This window comes from Salipiger bermudensis (assembly GCF_017309175.1).
GTDB lineage: Bacteria > Pseudomonadota > Alphaproteobacteria > Rhodobacterales > Rhodobacteraceae > Salipiger > Salipiger bermudensis.
Genome location: NZ_JAEKJV010000006.1, coordinates 1 through 20684, shown reverse-complemented (window position 1 = coordinate 20684; position 20684 = coordinate 1). Strand labels below are relative to the sequence as shown.

Sequence of the window (20684 nt, the reverse complement as noted above, 5' to 3'; positions counted from 1 at the left end):
TCCAATGGTGCAGAAACTCGACTACCTGAAAGAGACCCCGTCGCAGACCGCCGGCCCCTACGTTCATATCGGCCTCGCGCCCGGTGCCGCGGGCTTCGATATCTACCGTCAGGAGCTTGGCTGGGACATCGCCGGCCCGAACGCCAAGGGCGAGCGGATCCGCGTCGAGGGCATTGTCATCGACGGCACCGGAAACCCGGTGAAGGACGTGCTGATCGAGACCTGGCAGGCCAACGCGGACGGCGTCTATGCCCATCCCGAAAGCGAAGGCGAGGTCGAAGAGGGCTTCCGTGGCTGGGGCCGCGTGATCACCGATTTCGAAACCGGCGAGTGGGGCTTCGACACCGTGAAGCCCGGCCCGGTGAAGGCGCGCAAGTCGCTGGGCACCGGTCCGCTGCACCCGCCGGCCCATGCTGGCGACGACTGGCTTGGCCGTGGCGACGAGGGGCACGAGGACATGGCCCCGCATATCAACCTCTGGATCGTGGCGCGGGGCATCAATATCGGCCTCAACACGCGGCTCTATTTCGATGACGAGGCAGAGGCCAACGCCAAGGACCCTGTGCTGAACCTCATCGAGTGGCACAACCGCCGTCCGACGTTGATCGCCAAGCGCAGCGAGCGCGACGGCAAGGTGGTCTACCGCTTCGACATCCGCCTGCAGGGCGAGGGCGAGACCGTCTTCTTCGACATCTGAGACATCTGATTTCCGGCGTCGCCCACAATGGGCGGCGCTTGCTTTCTGAAAGGGACGACCATGGGGAAACCCTGCATCATCTGCGTTGCGATCACCGGATCGCTGCCGACCAAGGACAACAACCCGGCGGTGCCGATCACCGTATCGGAACAGATCGAGAGCACTCAGGAGGCCTTCGAGGCCGGCGCAACCATCGCGCATTGCCACGTGCGTGACGACGAGGGCAAGCCGACCTCGGATCCCGAGCGCTTCGGCAAGCTGCTCGAGGGTCTCAAGCAGCACTGCCCCGGCATGATCGTGCAGCTCTCCACCGGTGGCCGTTCCGGCGCCGGGCAGGCACGCGGAGGCATGCTGCCGCTGAAACCCGACATGGCCTCGCTGTCGGTGGGCTCCAACAACTTCCCGACCCGCGTCTACGAGAACCCGCCGGATCTTGTCGATTGGCTGGCCTCGGAGATGGTGGAGCATGGCGTGAAGCCCGAGATCGAGGCCTTCGACCTGAGCCACATCCTCAAGGCCCACGAGATGTGGCAGAAGGGCCAGATCGCGGCGCGCCCCTACGTGCAGTTCGTCATGGGCGTGAAGAACGCCATGCCGGTCGATCGCATGGTGTTCGACTACTACATCCAGACCGTGAAGCGCCTCTTCGGCGAGGAGGCCGCGTGGTGCGCCGCCGGCATCGGCCCGAACCAGATCGTGTTGAACGAGTGGGCGATCTCGCAGGGTGGCCACGCCCGTACCGGCCTCGAGGACAACGTCCGCATCGACCGCAACACGCTGGCGCCCTCAAACGCCGCGCTTGTCACCCGCGCCGCCGAGCTCTGCGACAAGTACGATCGCCCGGTGGCCGATTGGCAGACCGCGCGCGAGATCCTCGGCCTCCCGCTGGTGGCCTGAGTAGGGGCGGATTGAAGCCGCGCGAGCGCCGGACCGTGGTTTGGCGCTCCGTGCTTCGAGCCCCTTGTTTTCTCGCTGCCCCATCCGAAGGACCTCGACCCGCAAACGCGGATGTCACCAAAGCGCCAGACCGCGGGGACGGTCCGGCGCTCGCGTGGCGCCCTGCGGGCTTGAGTCCGCGCGTCGGCGCCCGCCCCCCGGGCTGGCGATTTGGTTGCGCTCGGCGCTGAGTGTCGAGGTTCTTCGGATTTGCCGAGGATAAATCGAGAGGTTCATTGCAAGGGCTTGCCATCCCACGGGCCGGCGATGGCGCGGATTCGCGCTCCCAGCGAATAGGTGCGGGGAACCTACTCCGCCGCCCGTTCCCCCGAGACCCGCGCCCGGTAGGCGCTGGGCGTCTCGCCCATCCGCAGCCGGAAGCGGCGCGAGAAATAGGGCGGGTCGGCATAGCCCAGCCGGTAGCCGACCTCGGCCACCGGCAGCCGGGTGAAGGCGATGAGGCGGCAGGCCTCGGTCATCACCGCGGTCTCGAGATAGGCGGTCAGGCTCATTCCCGCCGCACCGCGCACCACCCGGTTCAGATGCCCGGTGGTGACATGCAGCGCCGAGGCATAATCCCGCGCGCTCCAGCCCTCGGCCAGATGCCCGGTGATCAGCGCGTCGAGCTGCTGCATTTGCCGGTTCGGATCCTTGGGCGAAGGGGTTTCCGCGGTGCTTTCATCGGCGAGAGCCGCCAGCAACGCGTGGGTGAGAGATACCAGTCTCTGGGCGCGAAAATTACCATTTCCGGCGTAGGCTTGAACGACCGAGGCGAGCAGCGCGCCAGCATCCTCCGACAGAGCGCCGTGCTGGCTGGCCCCGAGCCAGGCGCTCAGCGCCGGGGTCTTTGGTCCGAGGCGCGCCACGACCGGCGAAGGGATCGAGAGAACGGTCCCCTCGGTGCCACGGCTGAACGCAAAGCCATGCACGATTTGCGGCGCAATATAGAGATACTGCCCCGGTTCCAGCCGCCTCTCAACCCCGTCCAACGTGACCTGTGCGACCCCTGACGAGATCTGGAAGACCTGCGCCATCTGGGTGTGCCGATGCGGTGAGATCACCCAACCATGCAGCCCGGCACGGTCGAGCACCGCCTCGCAATGCACCACATCCGGAAACGCCGTGGTTTCTCCGAAGAGGTTGAAAATGGGGATGTGTGCGGGCCGAGACATGCGCGAATAGTACCATTTAATGAGGCTCCCGTCCATTCGCGTGGAGACCCGTGCGGGCTAGTGTCGGGCAACGGAAACGGGAGGACTTCGCGCATGACAACCCTGACGACCCAAGTCGCCATCATCGGCGGCGGCCCCTCTGGCCTGCTGCTGTCGCAACTGCTCAACAAGTCCGGTGTCGAGACCGTCATCCTCGAGCGCTCGACCCGCGATCACGTGCTGTCGCGCATCCGCGCCGGCATCCTGGAATGGGGCACGGTCGAGCTGCTGCGCGCCGCCGGGGTGGATGCCCGCATGGACAGGGAAGGCATCCCGCATGACGGCTGCTACCTGACCGATGACGAGCTCATGGTGCATATCGATTTCAAGGAGCTCACCGGAAAGCAGGTCATGGTCTATGGCCAGACCGAGGTGACCGCCGATCTCTACAACGCGCAGGATGCCATGGGCACGACCGTGCTGCACGGGGTCTCGGACGTGTCGATCCACGATCTCGACCAGTCCAAGTCGCGGGTCGAGTTCACCCACGAGGGCGAGCGCAAGGTGCTGGAATGCCTCTATGTCGCCGGTTGCGACGGCTTCCACGGCGTCTCGCGCAAGACCATCCCCGAGGAGACGCGCCGCGAGTTCGAGCGGGTCTACCCGTTCGGCTGGCTTGGCATCCTGTCGGAGACGCCACCGGTCAATGACGAGCTGATCTACTCGAACTCGAAGCACGGCTTTGCGCTGGCCTCGATGCGCAACGAGAACCTCGTGCGCTACTACGTGCAGGTGCCGCTGTCGGACAAGGTCGAGGACTGGTCGGATCAGCGCTTCTGGGACGAATTCAGCCGCCGCATCCCCTCGGAGGCCGCGAACCGCCTGATCACCGGCCCGTCGATCGAGAAATCCATCGCGCCGCTGCGCAGCTTCGTCTCCGAGCCGCTGCGCTGGGGCAACCTGTTCCTGGTGGGCGACTCGGCGCATATCGTGCCGCCGACCGGTGCCAAGGGCCTCAACCTCGCCGCCTCCGACGTGTTCTACCTGCACAGCGCGCTGACAGAGGCGGTGACCGGCAAGGGCACCGGCGGAATCGACGACTACTCGTCGAAGGCGCTGGCGCGAATCTGGAAAGCGATGCGTTTCAGCTGGCAGATGACCACGATGCTGCACCGTTTCGACGGGGAGGATGCCTTTGCCGAGCAGATGCGCAAGGCGACGTTGGATCATCTCGCGCATTCCGAGACGGCGCGGCGCGATCTGGCCGAGAACTACATCGGCCTGCCGTTCTGAGCCCTGTCACACGTGAAAACAAACCCCGCCGCGAGGAGGCTCGTGGCGGGGTTTGCGTTCGGCAGAGCAAGTGTTTGGGGCAAAGCCGGGCGCAGCGACGCTTGCCTGGCTGGTCTTAGCTCGCCCCGAGCCGGGTCACCTTGCCCGCGATATCCTGCGCCACGGCCAGGGCGCGCGCGGTTGTCATCACCATCTGCGGCAGCACCATCCATTCCAAGGTCCACGCGACGCCCGAGCGCTCCTGTTCGTGCAGCATGGCGTGGTGCATGGCGCTGACCTGTGTGGCGTTGTAGCGCGCCAGCGTGACCAGAAGCTCCGCCGCCACCGGGTTCTGCTTATGCGGCATCGCCGAGGACCCGCCGCCACCCGAGAGCGCGATGTCCTCGACGCCCTGCTGCGCCATCAGGGCGACGTCGCCACCGATCTTGCCGAGCGTGCCCGTCACCAGAGACAGGAACGAGGCATAGCCCGCGATGCCTTCGCGCATGGCGTGCCAGGCCTTGTCCGTCGACGCGAGACCCAGTTCCTGCGCCACAGCAGTGACCACGGCGTCAGCCTTGTCGCCAAGCGCCTTGCGGTCGCCCGAGGCCCCTCCGATCTGCACCCGCTCGACTTGCGGGCGCAGCGCGGCAAGGCGCTCGCGATGCCCCGAAAGCGGCAGGCGCCAGGCCAGAAGACGGTCGCGCACGGTGATCTCGGTGGCGGCCTGCATCCGCGTGCGGCCCATCAGCGGAGCATCCCCGAAGCGCGCCTCCAGCTCCGTGAGTGCCTCGTCGAGCCCTGCAAGCCGCGTGTCGATCAGATTGGATGCCTCGCGCAATGACAGGACCAGCGCGGTGTCGACCACGTCCTGCGAGGTCGCGCCCTTGTGCACCGCCTCGGCCGGGGCGACGGCCTTGAGCTGTTTCACCAGACGCGGGACAGGCACGCCGTCCTGCGCCATGCCGGCGGCAATGTCGGCAAAGTCGATCTTGGCGCTCTCGATTGCGGACGCGGCCTCGGCGGCTATTTCGGGATCGAACAGGCCGGCAGCGCCGCAGGCGCGCGACCATGCCGCCTCGAAGGCGAGCATTTGCGCCATCTGCCGCTCGGGCGAAAGCAACGCGGCCATCTCGGGATCGTTGAACAGCCCCGAGAGCCAGGGGTGGTCGAAAACGGCGCTGGTCATGGGCGTGCTCCTCGGTCGTGCCGCCCCGGTTTACAGCTTTTCGGGGCGGATGACAGGGATGGGAGCGCTACCGAATTCTCGGTATCAGCTTCTGACGCGCATCGGTGCGGTGGGTGGCATCTGCGGCACGATCTCGGTCGCGGCATTGCGCGCGCCCTGCTTGCGCCGTTCGGCGAGCCAGGCAACGCCAAGCATGATCGCAAGCCCCACCGGCAGGACGAGCCATGCCATCGGCTCGGGGTCGAGCATCGCCGCCATCAGCACCTGCAGCGCCAGCGAGGTCAGCGTGCCGACCGAGAATACGAGCAGACCGTGCTTGCCCAGAAGTCGCAGCGGCGCCGCTGCGGGCAGACCGCTGAGCGCGCGCACCTGCGGCAGGCAGGAGAGCACATAGAACAGCGCCAGCGCGTGCAGCATCCGGGGCACCGCCACGAAGGTCTTGTCATGCGAAACGAAATGGAAGGGCACCCCGGCGGCGCCAAGCTTGGCCATCTGGTGGTTGAGGAAGGTGCCGACCCCCGGCGCATAGCGCCATGCGAGCACCAGCGCCAGCCAGCCGAGGGCGAGCCAGAACAGTGTACGCGAAACCGGCACGAAGCGGGTGCCTTTGCGGGCGTGAATGCCGGTGAGCAGGCCTGCGACGAAGAGGATCTGCCACGCGAAGGGGTTGAAGAACCAGCCGCCGGGATTGGGGTGGTTGGGCAGGTTCAGCCGCCAGAGCCCGGTGACGAACCAAAGCCCGACCGAGAGCCCTGCCAGCACCCAAGGATGCCGCATACCCAGCATTACGGCAAAGGGGGTCGCCAGAAGCAGCACGCTGTAGGCGGGCAGGATGTTGACGTAGCCGATCTGATGCAGCAGCGCGGGCAGCGCCGCGAGGGTCTCCCCGGGGCGCTCGAAAATGGCGCTGAGGTTGTTCTTTTCGAGCAATTCGGGCAGGCCGAAGACCTCTGCGCCAACGGCAAAGATGGCGATGCCCCAGAAGGTCAGCAGGATATGCGCGAGGTAAAGCGTCCAGGCACGTTTCCAGACCGGTTCGGCGGCAGTGAGAAAGGGCTTTCGGGCGAAGCTTCCGGAGTAGGCCAGCCCCGCCGCGATCCCCGACATGATGAAGAACGCCTCGGCCGCATCCGAGAAGCCGAGGTTGCGGATGGTGAGGTATTCGTATGGATTGCCCGGCACGTGATCGACGAAGATCATCAGCAGCGCGAGTCCGCGGAAGGCATCGATGCGCGGGTCGCGCTCGCGCCTCGGCGCGGGCGCCGTGGTTGGCTCAGGCCGCGACATCTGCGGTCACTCCGGGCGGGGGCGTGTCGGGCGAGTGCGGCGCGGGAGCATTGCGGCGCATCAGCGCGCGATAGCGGGCGACCACGGGAGCTGGCTCGGCCTCGTCGGGCACGCGGAACAGCGCGTGGGTCAGCGGGCGCGAGGTCCATGCGATGAGCAATGGTGCGAGGATCATCGGCACGCAGACCGGCAGGAGCCACGGCACCAGATCGGCGGAGAGCAGGTAGACCGCCGCCAGACCGACCACGCCGGTCGCCACGATCCAGGCGCTCGCCTTGAACGCTTCGCCGAGATGCAGAAGCCCCTCGCCGCGGGCATTGGCGGGCCAGCCGCCGTCGCGCCCCATGAAGACCTGAATCACCGCGCGCAGCTGGTACATCATCATCACCGGCGCCATCAGCGAGCTGAGCAGGATCTCGAGCACCAGTGAGGCCAGCGCCTTGCCGGTGCCGCCGAAGCCGCGGACCCGCCCGGTCGCCGCGGCGTCGATCAGGATCGCGAGCTTGGGCAGGATCAACAGGCCCACGATGCCGATGGCCAGCGCGGTGATCTCCTTGGTGCGGTCGCTCGGGAACACCGGGAAGAGCTGGTTGGGCTCGGGGAAATAGTCGGGTGCGGGGGCCAGAACGGTGGCCGCGATCGAGACCAGCAGGAAGCTCGCCCAGAGCACCGAGACCACGTAGGACAGGATGCCCTGAAAGAACACGAACCGGCTCCAGGATGCGAGGCCCGGGGCGGTCAGAAGGCGGATGTGCTGCAGGTTGCCCTGACACCAGCGACGGTCGCGCTTGGCGTAGGAGAGCACGTTCTCCGGCCCTTCCTCGAAGGAGCCGTCGAGCGAGTGGTCGACCCGCACGCTCCAGCCGGCACGGGCCAGAAGCGCCGCCTCGACGTAATCGTGGCTGAGGATGTGCCCGCCGAAGGGCGGTTTGCCGGTCAGCTCGGGCAGGGCACAACTCTCGGCGAAGGCGCGGACGCGGACGATGGCGTTGTGGCCCCAGAACGGTCCCGTGCTTCCCTGCATCCGCTCGAGCCCGCGGGTAAAGATCGGGCCGTGAAAGGCCGCCGCGAACTGCATGGCGCGTCCAAACAGGGAATGCCCGCCGACGATGCGCGGCAGGGTCTGGAACAGGCCGAGCTTCGGATCGGCCTGCATCTCGGCGATCATCGCGCGGAGGGTTTCGCCCTCCATCAGGCTGTCGGCATCAAGGATGACGGCGAATTCGTAGGCACCGCCGGAGCGACGGATGAAATCCTCGATATTGCCAGCCTTGCGGCCGCTGTTGTCGGTGCGGCGGCGGTAGAAGATCTGTCCGGGGCCGCTCTCCCCGGCGAGCAGACGGTCGAAGACCGCGACCTCCTCGGCAGCCGCGTCGGGGTTCTGTGTGTCGGAAAGCACCGCGATATCGAGGCTGAGCCCGGCGTCGATGGCCGAGGCGTGCATCGCCTGAATGCGGGTGAAGGTCGCCACCGCATCCTCGTTGCAAATCGGCACAAGCACGACCGTCGGCGGCTGCTCCCCGACGATCTCGGCGCGCTTGCGAGGCCGCGCATGCGGCAGCCCGGTCAGGGCGAGCATTGCGCCCCATGCCAGCCAGCCGGTGGTCACGAAGATGAGCAGCGTACGCAGCCCGTCCAGAAGGTCGAACCCGTCGGTGGCACCGGCTTCGGCAATCAGCGCCGAGGCGAAAGACGCCAGGAGCAGCGCGCTGGCAACGGCAAGCGTTCGCACGCGGACGGTCCGGCCGTCGGGGGCAGGGGCAGCTCTCTTCATCGTGTCAGACCTCAGGCGCGCGAGCGCTTCCGGAACAGCCGCAGAAGCGAGCTCTCGGAAGCTCGCGTCTCGGTTTCAAGCATCTGCCGCGGCATCTCGAGCGGGGCCGCGGGCGGTGCCCAGTCGGTCTCCACGGAGGTGGCGGTCTTGGTGTCGGTGTCGCGCGCGGCGCGCATGTCGGGTGTCTCGATCATTGCTTGATCCATTGATACAACCATGTCTCAGTCAAAGTTCGGCCGTAGCCCTTAAGGGAGGCCCTCAGCTCGACTGCTGACCGGGTCTCACCCTCGACGTCGATCACGAGCCGCCAGATGTCGGTCCCGCTGATCCGCGACAGGGAGGTTTGGGTGACGCTTCCCTGTTGCACTGTGATTTCCGGTACAACCTCGGCATCCGGCGAAAGGTTCCGCAACAACCCACCGGAGAAATCCACCACGAACTTGCGCTCGTCGGTTTCCTTCTCCACGCCAGAGACGCCGCCCTCGCCGGTGCGGGTACGCAACACCTGGCCAAGCTCTTCGCCACGGTCGCCCGGCGGGGTCATGCCCCAGTGCAGACGATAGGAGAATTCCAGCGCATCGCCGGCGCGGGCCGGGTCCTCGGGCACCCAGTAGGCGACGATGTTGTCATTGGCCTCGAGCTCGGTCGGGATCTCGAGCAGGCGCACGGTGCCCTTGCCCCAGTTGCCCAGCGGCTGGACCATCAGCGACGGACGCTTCTCGTAATGCGCTTGCGCGTCGAGGTACTGGTCGAACTCGCGCTCGCGTTGCACGAGGCCGAAGGAGGTCGGGTTCTCGGCCCCGAGATAGGAGCTGGCAAGCCGCGAGGGGTTCTTCAGCGGACGGTAGAAGGTGGTTTCCCCAACGTTCAGCACCAGCGCGCTGCTGTCATGCACCGAGGAGCGGTAATCGTAGAACGCACCCGGGTCGGCACCGTCGAACAGGAACATCGAGGTCAGCGGCGAGATGCCCAGCTGCGCCACGTCGTTGCGCATGTAGAGCCGCGCGGTGACGTCCATCGTGGTGGTCTCGCCCGGGGTGATGACGAAGCGGTAGGCACCGGTGACCGAATTGCTCTCGAGCGCGGCATAGATCGTCATGTGATCGGCGCCGGACGCCGGGCGCTCGAGCCAGAACTCGGTAAAGCGGGGGAACTCCTCGCCATCCGAGAGGCCGGTGTTGATCGCAAGGCCGCGCGCGCTGAGGCCGTAGACGTTGTCGCGGCCAAGGGCACGGAAATAGCTGGCACCGAGGAAGGCGACGAGCTCGTCCCACGTGTCGGCGCGATTGAGCTGGTTGTGCAGGCGGAAGCCGGCGACGCCGGGCATGTCGAGATCCTGCGGCACCTCGCCCTCGTAGGAAGAGTAGTCGAAATCCTCGACACCGAAGCCCATCGGCAGGGCTTGCCCGTCGACGACCTCGTGCATCCGGATCGGCTCCTTGAAGAGCCAGCCGAGATGGAAGGCGTGCAGGCGGAAGCGCGCGGCGGTGTCGTCGCCCCAGCGCGCGTGGTCCTTGTCGAAGCGGATGCGCTGGTAGGCGTCGTAACCGAGCTCGGCGAGGAACCCCTGCACCTGCGACGGGCTGGCCGGGTCGGACTCGCTGGCCTGTTGCATGCGCTCTGACAGCAGGTCGAAGGAAAAGGCCTCGCCTGCGGGCGCAGTTTGCTCGGGCGCGGCGGCGTCCTGTGCAAAGGCCGCAGGCGCCAGCAGCGCGGCGGGCATCGCGCTACACAGCGCGCCGATCATGGTCCGGCGGGTGAGGGCGTGGTGGGAGCAATCAGGGGTATCCCGTCGTCGCGGGTGGAGCGTTCTGTGTGCGGGCATCTGTCTTTCCATGTCGTTGATCACAAAATAAAGTCCGCTATTCCGGGAAGACCATCCTTCGCTGTCGCCATGCGCGTGCCCTTGCCGATGAGGCGCGGAACCACGCTTATGACCGGCACTGAACGCGTCAAATGACATAGTGGTTCCGGCAATCAGGTGCGCAGGCGAGGAAAAACGCTCGACGAAAGGGCCGATGCGCGGAAAGTCGCACAACCTAGCCGCGAGCATCGCGCAAACGCAATGATTTTCAGCGATTTAAGGGGAGTCTGCCGGTTGTTTGGACCGGTTTGAATCTGGCGCTCCGCAGCGCCCTGACAGCAGGCTGTCGTCTCGGTTCGTGATGGTCATAGCCCCGCCAAACACCTCTTCAACGCGACCGCAGCTCCTGCCTGAGAATCAGCGCATAGCCGCTCAGCACCAATACGCCGAGTGCAAACCAAGTCAATGCATAGCTGAGATGGCTGTTTCGGAACGAGACAACGGTCTGGCCACCACGCGGCCAGCCGTCGCTGTCGGCCCTCTCGGCATCGACGAAATACGGCGCGGCGCGCTCGAACCCCTTGGCCTCGGTGATCGAGCCAATGTCGCGACGATACCAGAGTTGCTCGTCAGGGTTGTTGTCGCGCGAGAACAGCCAGCCCTTGTCTTCCGACATACGCAAAAGGCCGGTCACGGTGGTCTTGCCCTCGATCCGCGAGATGTCGCCGGACTGGGCGCGCTCGAGCGGCACGATGCCGCGATTGACCATCACGATGGTGCCGTCATCGCGTTCGAGCGGGGTCAGGACGTAGTCGGCCGGGCCGTAGTCGGAGGGGGTATAGATCAGCACTTCCTCGTTGTTGTGGAAGCGCCCGGTCAGGGTGACGCGGGTATATTCGTTGTCCTCGGCAGTGATCGTGGGCCAGTCCGCGGGGCCGGGGGCCGGGACCGGCTCGGCATGGATGCGGCCGTCGACGCGCTCGATCAGGTCGAGTTTCCAGTGCAGGCGCTTGACCTGCCAGATCCCGAGGCTGGTGAAGCCGGCGATGCCGACCGCGGCGATCAGCGTGACGATGATCAGGCGCGGCCAGCGGATGGTGCGGGACATCTGAAACCCTCCGGAAAGCAGTCAGGGCCCCGCGGGGCCCTGACGGTTGGTGCTGGATATAGGGTCAGCCCTGCTGAGACTGAAGGCTCTTCATCTGTTCGATGTGCTGATCCATCTCGTGCATCGGCATCATGTTCTCGTTCATGTTGTGCATGACCCAGAGCGAGCCGGCGAGCACGATCACGAGGATGATCACCGCGAAGATGGTCGCGAAGAAGTTCCAGCCCTCTTCGCTCGAGCGCTTGAGGTGCAGGAAGTACACGAGGTGCACGACGATCTGCACCGCGCCCAGCCCCATGATGATCCCCACGAGGGTGGAGCGCGCCATATCGACCTCGGCCATGACGAGGTAGAACGGGATGATGGTCAGGATCGCGGCGAGCGCGAAGCCGATCATCAGCTGGCCCATGGTGCCGTGATCGTGTGCGTGGTGGGTATCGGCGGACATCAGATCAACCTCACGAGATAGACGAAGGAGAACACCCCGATCCAGACCAGATCGAGGAAGTGCCAGAACATCGACAGCGTGCCCAGACGCTGCATGTTCGGGCCGATCAGCCCGTGCATGCGGATCTGCACCATCAGGGTGATCAGCCAGATCAGGCCACCCGTCACGTGCAGGCCGTGGGTGCCCACGAGCGCGAAGAACGACGACAGGAAGGCCGACCGATCGGGCCCGGCGCCGAGATGAATCAGGTGGTTGAACTCGTAGATTTCCATCCCGATGAAGCCGGCTCCGAACAGCGCCGTCACCGCCAGCCACATCAGCGTGCCGTTGGTGTCGGACTTGCCGGCGCGCAGCATGGCAAGGCCGAAGGTCACCGACGAGAACAGCAGCAGCGCGGTCTCGACCGCGATGAAGCCGGGCTCGAACAGGTCCTTGGGGGCGGGCCCGCCGGCATAGTTGCCGCCGAGCACCGCGTAGGTGGCGAAGAGTGCACCGAAGATCACGCAGTCGCTCATCAGGTAGATCCAGAACCCCACGGGCGTGGGGCTGGAATGGGCGTGGGCATCTTCGTGGGGCTTGGCCTCACGGGCGTGATGCATCGGACGGTCTGCCAAGGGTTCCACCATGGATTGCTGGGCCGGAGAGGTCGCGCTGCTCATGCCAGTGCTCCTTTCGACTCGGTTTCGCGCACTTCATCCGCGGGGATGTAGTAGTCGCGGTGGTAGTTGAAGGTGTGGGCGATGCCGACGGCGAGCATCGCGACGAAGGACGCAATGGCGAGCCACCAGATGTACCAGACCATCGCGAAGCCGAAGACCAGCGCAAGTCCCGAGATGATCACGCCGGACGCGGTGCCCTTGGGCATGTGGATCGGCTGATAGTCGGTCGAGAACTGGTAGTTCTCCTTCTTCATCTGCCAGAACGCCTCGCGCCCGACCACGTTGACGTCCTCGGGGAAGTTGTACGGCGCCGGCGGCGAGTGGGTCGCCCATTCCAGCGTGCGCGCATCCCAAGGGTCGTTGCCGCAGGCGAGCTGCTTGCGGTCGCGGATCGAGACGTAGAAGTTCATGAAGTTGCACAGGATGCCGGCAAGGATCAGCAGCGCGCCGATGGCGGCCACGATGAAGTAGGGCTGCCAGCCCGCATCCGGGTACATGTTCATCCGGCGGGTGACGCCCATCAGGCCAAGCGCGTAGAGCGGCATGAAGGCGACGTAGAAGCCCACGAACCAGAGCCAGAAGGCGCGCTTGCCCCAGACTTCGTCGAGCTTGAAGCCGAACGCCTTGGGCCACCAGTAGGTGACGCCCGCGAACACGGCGAACACCACGCCGCCGATGATGACGTTGTGGAAGTGCGCGATCAGGAACAGCGTGTTGTGCAGCTGGAAGTCGACCGGCGGAACCGCCAGCATGACCCCGGTCATGCCGCCGATGGTGAAGGTCACCAGGAAACCGATGGTCCAGAGCATCGGCACCTCGAGCCGCACGCGGCCCTTGTACATGGTGAACAGCCAGTTGAAGATCTTCACGCCCGTGGGCACCGCGATGATCATCGTGGTGATGCCGAAGAAGGCGTTGACGTTGGCGCCCGAGCCCATGGTGAAGAAGTGGTGCAGCCAGACGACGAAGCTCAGCACCATGATGCAGCCGGTGGCCCAGACCATGGTGCGGTAGCCGAAGATCGGCTTGCGCGAAAAGGTCGAGACGATCTCGGAGATGATGCCGAAGCAGGGGATGATGAGGATGTAGACCTCGGGGTGGCCCCAGATCCAGATCAGGTTCACGTACATCATGGCGTTGCCGCCGAAGTCGTTGGTGAAGAACCGGAAGTCCATGTAGCGGTCGAGCGTCAGCATGGCGAGCGTGGCGGTCAGCACCGGGAAGGCGGCGACGATCAGCACGTTGGTGATCAGCGCGGTCCAGGTGAAGATCGGCATGTCCATCAGCTTCATGCCCGGCGCGCGCATCTTAACGATCGTGGCGATCATGTTGATGCCCGACAGCGTCGTGCCCACGCCGGCGATCTGCAGCGCCCAGAGATAGTAGTCCATCCCCGGCCCGGTGCTGTAATTCGCCCCTGAGAGGGGCGGGAAGGCCAGCCAGCCGACACGGGCGAACTCACCGATGAACAGCGAGATGTTGACCAGCAGCGCGCCGGCAACCGTCATCCACAGGGAGAAGTTGTTGAGGAACGGGAAGGCCACGTCGCGGGCGCCGATCTGCAGCGGCATCACGTAGTTCATGAAGCCGGTGATGAAGGCCATCGCCACGAAGAAGATCATGATCACGCCGTGGGCGGTGAAGACCTGATCGTAGTGGTGCGGGGGCAGCCAGCCCTCGCTGCCGCCGGCGGCCATCGCCTGCTGGCCGCGCATCATCAGCGCGTCGGCAAAGCCGCGCACCATCATGATGAAGGCGAGCACCATGTACATGATGCCGATCTTCTTGTGGTCCACCGTGGTGACCCAGTTCTTCCAGAACGGCACCCAGAGGCGGAAGTAGGTCATCAGCGCGAAGACCAGCAGCCCGCCGAGGGCGACGCCGGCGAAGGTGCCGATGAGGATGGGCTCGTGGATCGGGATCCAGTCGAGCGTCAGCCGACCGAAGATCGGCGAGAAGGTTTCAGCCGGTTGGATGTGCTCAGATGCCATTGGTTTCTTTCTCCGTCTGAGTCCCGAACGGGCTGCAGAGCGCGTTGGGATCCATTGCCAGAACGTAGGCGAGGGTGTTGGGCGCCTCGGTGCCGTTCAGGGCCTCGTGGTCACTGCCGTGACCGCCGCCGTGGCTTTCCATCGGGGGCAGCTCGATGCGGTTGCCGAAGCCGTCGATGGTGCGGGCGCGGTCGTAGCTGTAGGCCGCCGCGTTCCCGACGCCCTCGAGGCCGCCGCCGCCATTGTGGTCGACCATCATCATGTGGCCCATGCAGACCTTGCCGTCTTCCACGCACATCTCGACGATGCGGCCGAAGAGTCCGTCTTCCACCGAGCCGTAATGGCTCACCGGAACGTTCATGCTGGGCTCTTCAAGCGCGAGATAGGTCTCGCGGGTCAGCGGCCCGGCCTCGGCGCGGATGCCTTCGACCCAGGCGTCGAACTCTTCGTCGCTGGTGGCAGTGGTGTCGAACACCATGCCTGCGAAACCGGGGCCCGAATAGTGCGCGCTGCGGCCCGGGTAGACGCCTTCCTCATCGGCGATAAGGTGCAGCTTCGTTTCCATGCCGGCCATCGAGTAGACCATGCCGCCGAGCGCCGGGATCGACAGCGTGTTCATCACCGTCGAGGAGCTCAGGCTGAAGTTGATCGGACGGCCCGCGGGCACGACCAGCTCGTTGACCGAGGCGATGCCCTGTTCGGGGTAGATGAACAGCCATTTCCAGTCGAGCGACACCGCCTGGATCTCGACCGGCGCGCCGGCCTCGAGATGGTCGAGCGGGCGGTAGGGGTCGAGCCGGTGGGTGTAGACGTAGGTGTAGTAGCCAAGCGCCACGATGATCAGGATCGGAACGCCCCAGACCACCGCCTCGAGCTTGTTTGAGTGCTCGAACTCGGGATCGTAGTCGGACGTGTCCTCACGGTCGGCGCGATACTTCAGCGGGAAGTAGACCGACATGAACAGCACGGGGAGGATGACGATCAGCATGAGCAGGACCGAGATGATCAGCAGGTCGCGCTGCTGATCTCCGACCCAGCCTGCCGGTGACAGGACATCGTACTGGCAGCCGGAAAGCGCGAAAGCGCCTGCCGCGGCCAGCAGCAGATTTCGGGTTCTATACAAGACTGTGCCTCTTCTTCGGGACCGGTCCTGGGGCATCTTGGGGAGAAGGCCGCAGGCCGGAGCGATGTTTGCAGGGCGCGATCTATCGCCGTCCCCGTGTGCGGTCAGTGCGACGCATGGCCGCGACAGGCGGCAAAACGGCCAGTCTTCACAGGGATTTGAGAATTGATAACTGCGCAGTGCATCATTCGTACGCAGAAGATGACAGATCGACGCAGCTTTTCCGGCGAGCCTCGCCGCGCGGCTGCAACCAATGGGGCCGGCGAACGCTGCGAGCGACTCACGTGGAACCTTTCGGAGGTGACGGCGGGGACGTGCCGCAGGCGCGGGCGTTGCATTGTGCGGGCGCGGTCCGACCCTATATCCTCCTCGTAGCAGCCCTGTCGGAAACAGAGAGGTCCGGGCCCGTGGGATATTTCAAGACTGCCGTTCTGATGGCCGCGATGACGGCGCTGTTCATGGGGCTCGGCTACCTGCTGGGCGGGTCGGGCGGCATGGTGATCGCGCTGGTGATCGCCGGTGCGATGAACGCCTTCAGCTGGTGGTCGTCCGACAAGATGGTGCTGAAGATGCACAACGCCCGGCCTGTCAGCGGCAATGACCGCACGGGGCTGGTGCAGCTGACGGCCGATCTTGCGCGCAACGCCGATCTGCCGGTGCCGGCGGTCTACGTGATCGACACGCCGCAGCCCAACGCCTTTGCGACCGGGCGTAACCCGCAGAACGCCGCCGTGGCGGTGACGACCGGACTGATGCAGCGCCTCTCGCGAGAGGAGCTGGCGGGGGTGATCGCGCACGAGCTGGCCCACATCAAGAACCACGACACCACCATCATGACGGTGACCGCGACCTTCGCCGGTGCGATCTCGATGCTGGCGAATTTCGCGCTGTTTTTCGGAGGCCGTCGCGAGAACGGGCTCGGCATCATCGGCACGATCGCCATGATGATCCTCGCCCCCATCGCCGCGGCGTTGGTGCAGATGGCGATCAGCCGGACCCGGGAATACGCCGCCGACAAGGCCGGCGCGCAGATCTGCGGTGATCCGATGTGGCTGGCCTCGGCGCTGCAGCAGATCCAGTCCGCCGCCTCGCGCATCGACAACGATGCCGCCGAGCGTAACCCGGCCACGGCGCATATGTTCATCATCAATCCGCTGCACGCCCACAAGCGCGACAACCTCTTCGCCACCCACCCGGCGACCGAGAACCGCATTGCCGCGCTGCGCCAGCTGGCCTCCGAAATGGGCAGTGTCAGTGCCCGCGTGCCCGAGCCGCCGCGCGGGCCCTCTTCCTCTGCACCTTGGGGCGGTCAAAACCGCCAGCCGCCGCGCGACCGGTCGGGCCCATGGGGGTGATCGGCGGGCGGATCAGCAGCACTCGTCGCGATAGCGGCGCGGCTCGCCGAGCGACGTTCGCCGCCGCAGCCCGCGCGAGATCCGGTCGACCGCCGCGGTGAGCAGCCCGGTCGCGATCAGCAGAACCAGCGCCCGGTCGAGGCGCAGCTCTGCCAGCGCGCTGTCGATGTAGAAGCCCAGCGTGGCGATGCCCAAGAGCCCCATCACCGCCGTTTCGCGCAGGATGATCTCCCAGCGGTAGAGGCAGAGCGCGATGAACGGCCCTGACAGCCTCGGTGCCAGCTCCCAGCCCCAGAGTGTCAGCCCGCGTGGCGCGTCGCGGCGCAGGCCCGGCAGGATCTCCTCGCCCTCGCGGCCCAGAAGATGCGCGATGATGGCGCCGTTGTGCAGCGCCAGCGCGAGGATCGCCGGCAGCATCGAGGGCCCGAAGATCTGCAGGAAAAGGTAGGCCAGCATGTATTCCGGAAAGCTGCGCAGGATGACGAGCCCAAGATGCCCGACCATGCGGCCAAACCGGGAGGTCACCCGCGGCACGATCAGCCCGAAGCCCGCGAAGGCCAGCGCGCCGGTCAGGGCCAGCGCGATCTGCGCCACCAGCACCGTTGCGATGATGCCGGGCAGCGCCTCGCTCAGCAGCAGCGGTCTCAGCCAGTCCCAGAGCGCGGCCCCGTCCCAGCCGTCGCGCAGCGGTGCCGGCACGATATCCTGCGTGAGAAAGCGCATCAGCGCGCCCGAGCCCATCGGCGGGCTCTGGATCAGCGTGAGCGTGACGACCGAGGCCAGCAGCCAGAGCGGTGCCAGAACGGGGCGCATCCAGAGCCGGATCGAGGCGATCAGCACAACGTAGCAGATCATGATCGCCGAGGCTGCGCCGTAATCGCCCAGCCGGAAGAAGCTGTCGAGCTGGAAGCCCAGCGTCGGAAGCCCGACAAAGCCCAGCACGGCGCTCGCCCTCATGCCGCATTCCAGCCGGTAGAGCGTGTAATGCTTCATCACCGCGAGCGCGAGCGGTGCCCGGGCATAGAGAAAGCGCGACAACGCGTCGGTGCCCTTGGGCAGCACCTGCGCCGGGCGCGGGTCGGCTTCGTCGAGCTGCTCGGAGAACACCTTGGCGAAGATCCCGGCATAGGGCAGGGCGATGGCCAGAACACCGGTCATCGGCGCGATGCCCATGACCTGCATCAGCATCAACGCCCAGAACAGCTCGTGCACCGAGCGCAGCGCGATGCAGAGCCAGCGCACGCCGCGCAAATGGTAGAATGGCGCCAGAACCAGCCCCGCCGACGCGCCGGCGGCCACGCCCGCCACGGCGAAGGCGACTGTCAGCCAGATGGCACGGCCGATCTGTTCCACGGCGGTGAAATCGGGGCGGACGAAGCCCGAGAGCATCCGCGCCAGCGCCGCGCCCGCGTCGTGGCTGCCGAGGCTCAGGTCGGCGAAGGGCAGCGCCAGCAGTGCCAGCGCGAGGAACAGCGTCAGGACCCGGGGCCGGGTCCAGCGCTCAGCCTGCGTAGAGCGCGGCAATCTCGGCATCGCTCAGATCCTCGGGGGCGGCGTCGAACAGGATGGCGCCGCGACGGATGCCGACGAGGCGGGTGGCAAAGCGTCGGGCAAGGCCGACATCGTGCAGCGCCAGCATCGCGGTCGGAAAGCGGCTGCGGGCCTGCTCGAGCAGAACGCCGGCCTGGGTCTCATCGACTGCCGAGACCGGCTCGTCCCCGATCAGCACGCGGCCCCCGCGCCACCAGGCCCGGGCCAGCGCCACGCGCTGTCGCTGCCCGCCGGAAAGCGCGTGCACCGGGCGGTCGATCTCGGGCCCAAGCCCCACCGCCTCCAGCACCTCGGCCACGCCGGCACGATCCCGCGCCCGCACGCGCAGCAGGTTGGTCAGGTTGTAGAGCGCCCCGTGGTCGTCGAGGCGCCCCATCAGGACATTGCGCAGCACCGAGAGTTGCGGCACCAGCGCGTGATCCTGCGGCACGAGCGCCACGCGATGTGCCGGCGCTAGCCGGTCATGCACTGCGTTCAGCAGCGTGGACTTGCCCGCGCCGCTGCGGCCGAGCAGCACCACGCGCTCGCCCTCGGCCAGCGCGAAGCTGACCTCGGAGAGAACCGCGGTGCGCCCGTAGCCGAGCGTCTCGTTGTCGAGGATCGTCAGGCTCATTCGATCAGGCCGAGCTCCTTGGCGGTGTCCTCGATCGGCTGGAAGTCTTCGTTGGCGGCGGGGATGAAGGCCTCGCGCGGGAAAGTGGCCAGCAGTTCGGGATCGTCCATGCCGATCAACGCCGCCTGCACCTTGTCGGCAAAGCCTTCGCCAAAGCGCGCATCCACGTCGCCACGGATGGTCCAGTTGTAATCGGGGTAGGGCGGGGTCTGCCAGATCACCTTGGCGGTCTCGACCTCGGGGGCGCCCTCGGCCACGGCCTTGTCATAGACCGCGAAGTTCAGCGCACCCACCTGCCAGGCGCCGGAGGCCACCAGCCGCAGGGTCTGCGAGTGATCGCCGGAGAAGCCCACGCGATCGAAGAACGCCTCGGGCGCTTCGCCGGTCTCCTCGCGGATCCAGTATTCCGGCATCAGCCGGCCGGAGGTCGAGGTCTTGGCGCCGAAGGTGAAGGACATGCCCTGCGCCTCTGCGGGGAAGCTGTCCGAGGGCTCGAGCCCGGTCTCGGTATTGGCGATGAAGTAGCTCACGAAGATCGGGTCTTCCTTGCCCTGCGCGATGGCGCGGGCTTCGGGCACCGCAAGACGGGCCTGCACGCCGGTCAGGCCGCCGAACCAGGCGAGCTGGATCTGGTCGTTGCGGAACGCGGTGACCGAGGCGGCGTAGCTCTTCACCGGCACGAACTGCACGTCGACGCCAAGCTCGCCTTCGAGGTAGTCGGCGACCTTGGAGAAGCGCTCGACCAGACGGGTCTCGTCCTCATCGGGGATGGCGGAGAAATACAGGGTTTGGGCCGAGGCCCCCAGCGCGGTGGTGAGGGAGAGCGCGAGGGCGAGGGACGCGGTACGGATCATCGAGCGGGTTCCGGATACTGTTGTCGGGACTGGGCCTGGAGGCACCTGCAGGTTGCCTGCGAGTTTTCCCGGAGAAATGCAAGCGACGCGGCCGGGGCCGCCCGTGATCTCGCCTCGAGGGGCCTGCTCTGCGTGCCTGTCCGTCGCCGCGTTCCGGTGTCTCCGAAGGGCTGTCAGCGCATGTTCCGAATGAGCCCTATATATACTGTGTGACGGCGTGGTGCTCTGGAGGTCGCCCGAGGCTGTCCCGGGCCGGGTTTCACTGCCGAGCCGACTCGTTGGCGCCCCGCATCGTCAAGAATCTGCGTCTCTTTGCGCGAGTCGGCGACGAGTTGCGGGCGGAAGCGGCCAGTGACTCGCGGTCGTTGGCTGGCGCGAGTCGGGGGCTTTTGTGGTTCGGAATATCGCTTCCCCCAACATGTAGTTCTGACGGTTCTCCCCTTGCCCGGTGACTCGCCTGACGTTGTTGATGTTTCCGTCGGGTCAGGGTGTTTTGTTGTGGTGTTGGGCGAGAAAGTTTTCCCATCAAGTCATTGATATCATGTGATTTATCATGTTCTTTTGGAAGAACATGACGTTTTCCTAAAAAAGGGGTTGCGGGTGTCGGGGGGTATCCGTAAAAGCCCCTTCACCGGCGGCGCTGAGGCGCACGACGGGGCGCCAGACGGGGCGGCAGCGAGGCGGAGACGCGGAGCTGACGCAGATGAGGCGGCAAGACATTCGAGAGGTATGACGGGCGGGCGCGCCGGAAGTTAGGGCGCACTGGTCTGGTTTTGTCTCTCACGCTGTTTGACATCGCTAGTATCTGAAGAGATATGTGGGCGACCTTGGTTCATTCGATGGATCAAACGTCTGTATATCGCGCTTCTAGG

General features: G+C 66.0%; 18 protein-coding genes. 4 read left to right on the top strand and 14 right to left on the bottom strand.

What is annotated here, in order from left to right; genetic code table 11:
• Nucleotides 1–4 precede the first annotated feature (4 nt).
• Both JF542_RS09480 and JF542_RS09475 read left to right on the top strand, forming a co-directional pair.
• Nucleotides 5–697 carry a protocatechuate 3,4-dioxygenase subunit alpha gene (locus tag JF542_RS09480; protein WP_207075668.1) on the top strand — a complete coding sequence of 231 codons (693 nt, stop codon included), beginning with the start codon at nt 5–7 and terminating at the stop codon, nt 695–697.
• A gap of 60 nt (nt 698–757) precedes the next feature.
• The gene (locus JF542_RS09475; protein WP_207075667.1) at nt 758–1594 is read left to right on the top strand and encodes a 3-oxoadipate:acetyl-CoA acetyltransferase; all 837 of its coding nucleotides are present in this window, start codon (nt 758–760) and stop codon (nt 1592–1594) included.
• Between the two features lie 347 nt (nt 1595–1941).
• Here the strand turns inward: JF542_RS09475 and JF542_RS09470 are convergent, their stop codons facing one another.
• Nucleotides 1942–2805 (bottom strand): helix-turn-helix domain-containing protein, encoded by an 864-nt coding sequence (locus JF542_RS09470; protein ID WP_207075666.1) that lies wholly within the window; start codon nt 2803–2805, stop codon nt 1942–1944.
• A gap of 93 nt (nt 2806–2898) precedes the next feature.
• On the opposite strand from JF542_RS09470, the gene pobA reads away from it, so the two are divergent.
• Entirely contained in the window at nt 2899–4077 is a 1179-nt protein-coding gene (gene pobA / locus JF542_RS09465) for a 4-hydroxybenzoate 3-monooxygenase (protein ID WP_207075665.1), read from the top strand.
• A gap of 115 nt (nt 4078–4192) precedes the next feature.
• Here pobA and JF542_RS09460 read toward each other — a convergent pair whose 3' ends face one another.
• The 10 genes from JF542_RS09460 to cyoA form a co-directional block, all read right to left on the bottom strand.
• The gene (locus JF542_RS09460; RefSeq protein ID WP_207075664.1) at nt 4193–5245 is read right to left on the bottom strand and encodes a 3-carboxy-cis,cis-muconate cycloisomerase; all 1053 of its coding nucleotides are present in this window, start codon (nt 5243–5245) and stop codon (nt 4193–4195) included.
• Nucleotides 5246–5329: 84 nt separating this feature from the next.
• Nucleotides 5330–6532: an OpgC family protein gene (locus tag JF542_RS09455; RefSeq protein WP_207075663.1), complete on the bottom strand. Its 1203-nt coding sequence runs from the start codon at nt 6530–6532 to the stop codon at nt 5330–5332.
• Nucleotides 6519–8306, bottom strand: coding sequence for a glucans biosynthesis glucosyltransferase MdoH (gene mdoH / locus JF542_RS09450; protein WP_207075662.1), 1788 nt, complete (start codon nt 8304–8306; stop codon nt 6519–6521). The genes JF542_RS09455 and mdoH overlap by 14 nt, the downstream gene beginning before the upstream one ends.
• Before the next feature lie 11 nt (nt 8307–8317).
• The gene (locus JF542_RS09445) at nt 8318–8500 is read right to left on the bottom strand and encodes a hypothetical protein (RefSeq protein ID WP_207075661.1); all 183 of its coding nucleotides are present in this window, start codon (nt 8498–8500) and stop codon (nt 8318–8320) included.
• Nucleotides 8497–10053, bottom strand: a complete 1557-nt coding sequence (locus JF542_RS09440) for an OpgD/OpgG family glucan biosynthesis protein (protein ID WP_242533694.1) — start codon at nt 10051–10053, stop codon at nt 8497–8499. The genes JF542_RS09445 and JF542_RS09440 overlap by 4 nt, the downstream gene beginning before the upstream one ends.
• Nucleotides 10054–10498: 445 nt before the next feature.
• Nucleotides 10499–11218: an SURF1 family protein gene (locus JF542_RS09435; RefSeq protein ID WP_207075659.1), complete on the bottom strand. Its 720-nt coding sequence runs from the start codon at nt 11216–11218 to the stop codon at nt 10499–10501.
• A gap of 64 nt (nt 11219–11282) precedes the next feature.
• The gene (gene cyoD / locus JF542_RS09430) at nt 11283–11666 is read right to left on the bottom strand and encodes a cytochrome o ubiquinol oxidase subunit IV (protein ID WP_207075658.1); all 384 of its coding nucleotides are present in this window, start codon (nt 11664–11666) and stop codon (nt 11283–11285) included.
• Nucleotides 11666–12325, bottom strand: coding sequence for a cytochrome o ubiquinol oxidase subunit III (gene cyoC, locus JF542_RS09425; RefSeq protein WP_007794699.1), 660 nt, complete (start codon nt 12323–12325; stop codon nt 11666–11668). Before cyoC ends, cyoD begins: the two co-directional genes overlap by 1 nt.
• Nucleotides 12322–14316 (bottom strand): cytochrome o ubiquinol oxidase subunit I, encoded by a 1995-nt coding sequence (gene cyoB, locus JF542_RS09420; RefSeq protein WP_207075657.1) that lies wholly within the window; start codon nt 14314–14316, stop codon nt 12322–12324. Before cyoB ends, cyoC begins: the two co-directional genes overlap by 4 nt.
• The gene (gene cyoA / locus JF542_RS09415) at nt 14306–15439 is read right to left on the bottom strand and encodes a ubiquinol oxidase subunit II (protein WP_207075656.1); all 1134 of its coding nucleotides are present in this window, start codon (nt 15437–15439) and stop codon (nt 14306–14308) included. Before cyoA ends, cyoB begins: the two co-directional genes overlap by 11 nt.
• A gap of 407 nt (nt 15440–15846) precedes the next feature.
• Between cyoA and htpX the strand changes: the two genes are divergently transcribed.
• The gene (gene htpX, locus JF542_RS09410) at nt 15847–16794 is read left to right on the top strand and encodes a zinc metalloprotease HtpX (RefSeq protein WP_007794713.1); all 948 of its coding nucleotides are present in this window, start codon (nt 15847–15849) and stop codon (nt 16792–16794) included.
• A gap of 12 nt (nt 16795–16806) precedes the next feature.
• On the opposite strand, the gene JF542_RS09405 is transcribed toward htpX, so the two are convergent.
• The 3 genes from JF542_RS09405 to JF542_RS09395 are packed head-to-tail and all read right to left on the bottom strand — an operon-like array spanning nt 16807 to nt 19812.
• Nucleotides 16807–18327 (bottom strand): PhnE/PtxC family ABC transporter permease, encoded by a 1521-nt coding sequence (locus tag JF542_RS09405; RefSeq protein ID WP_207075655.1) that lies wholly within the window; start codon nt 18325–18327, stop codon nt 16807–16809.
• The gene (locus JF542_RS09400; protein WP_207075654.1) at nt 18296–18958 is read right to left on the bottom strand and encodes an ATP-binding cassette domain-containing protein; all 663 of its coding nucleotides are present in this window, start codon (nt 18956–18958) and stop codon (nt 18296–18298) included. Before JF542_RS09400 ends, JF542_RS09405 begins: the two co-directional genes overlap by 32 nt.
• Nucleotides 18955–19812, bottom strand: a complete 858-nt coding sequence (locus JF542_RS09395; protein ID WP_207075653.1) for a putative selenate ABC transporter substrate-binding protein — start codon at nt 19810–19812, stop codon at nt 18955–18957. The genes JF542_RS09400 and JF542_RS09395 overlap by 4 nt, the downstream gene beginning before the upstream one ends.
• Nucleotides 19813–20684: the final 872 nt, after the last annotated feature.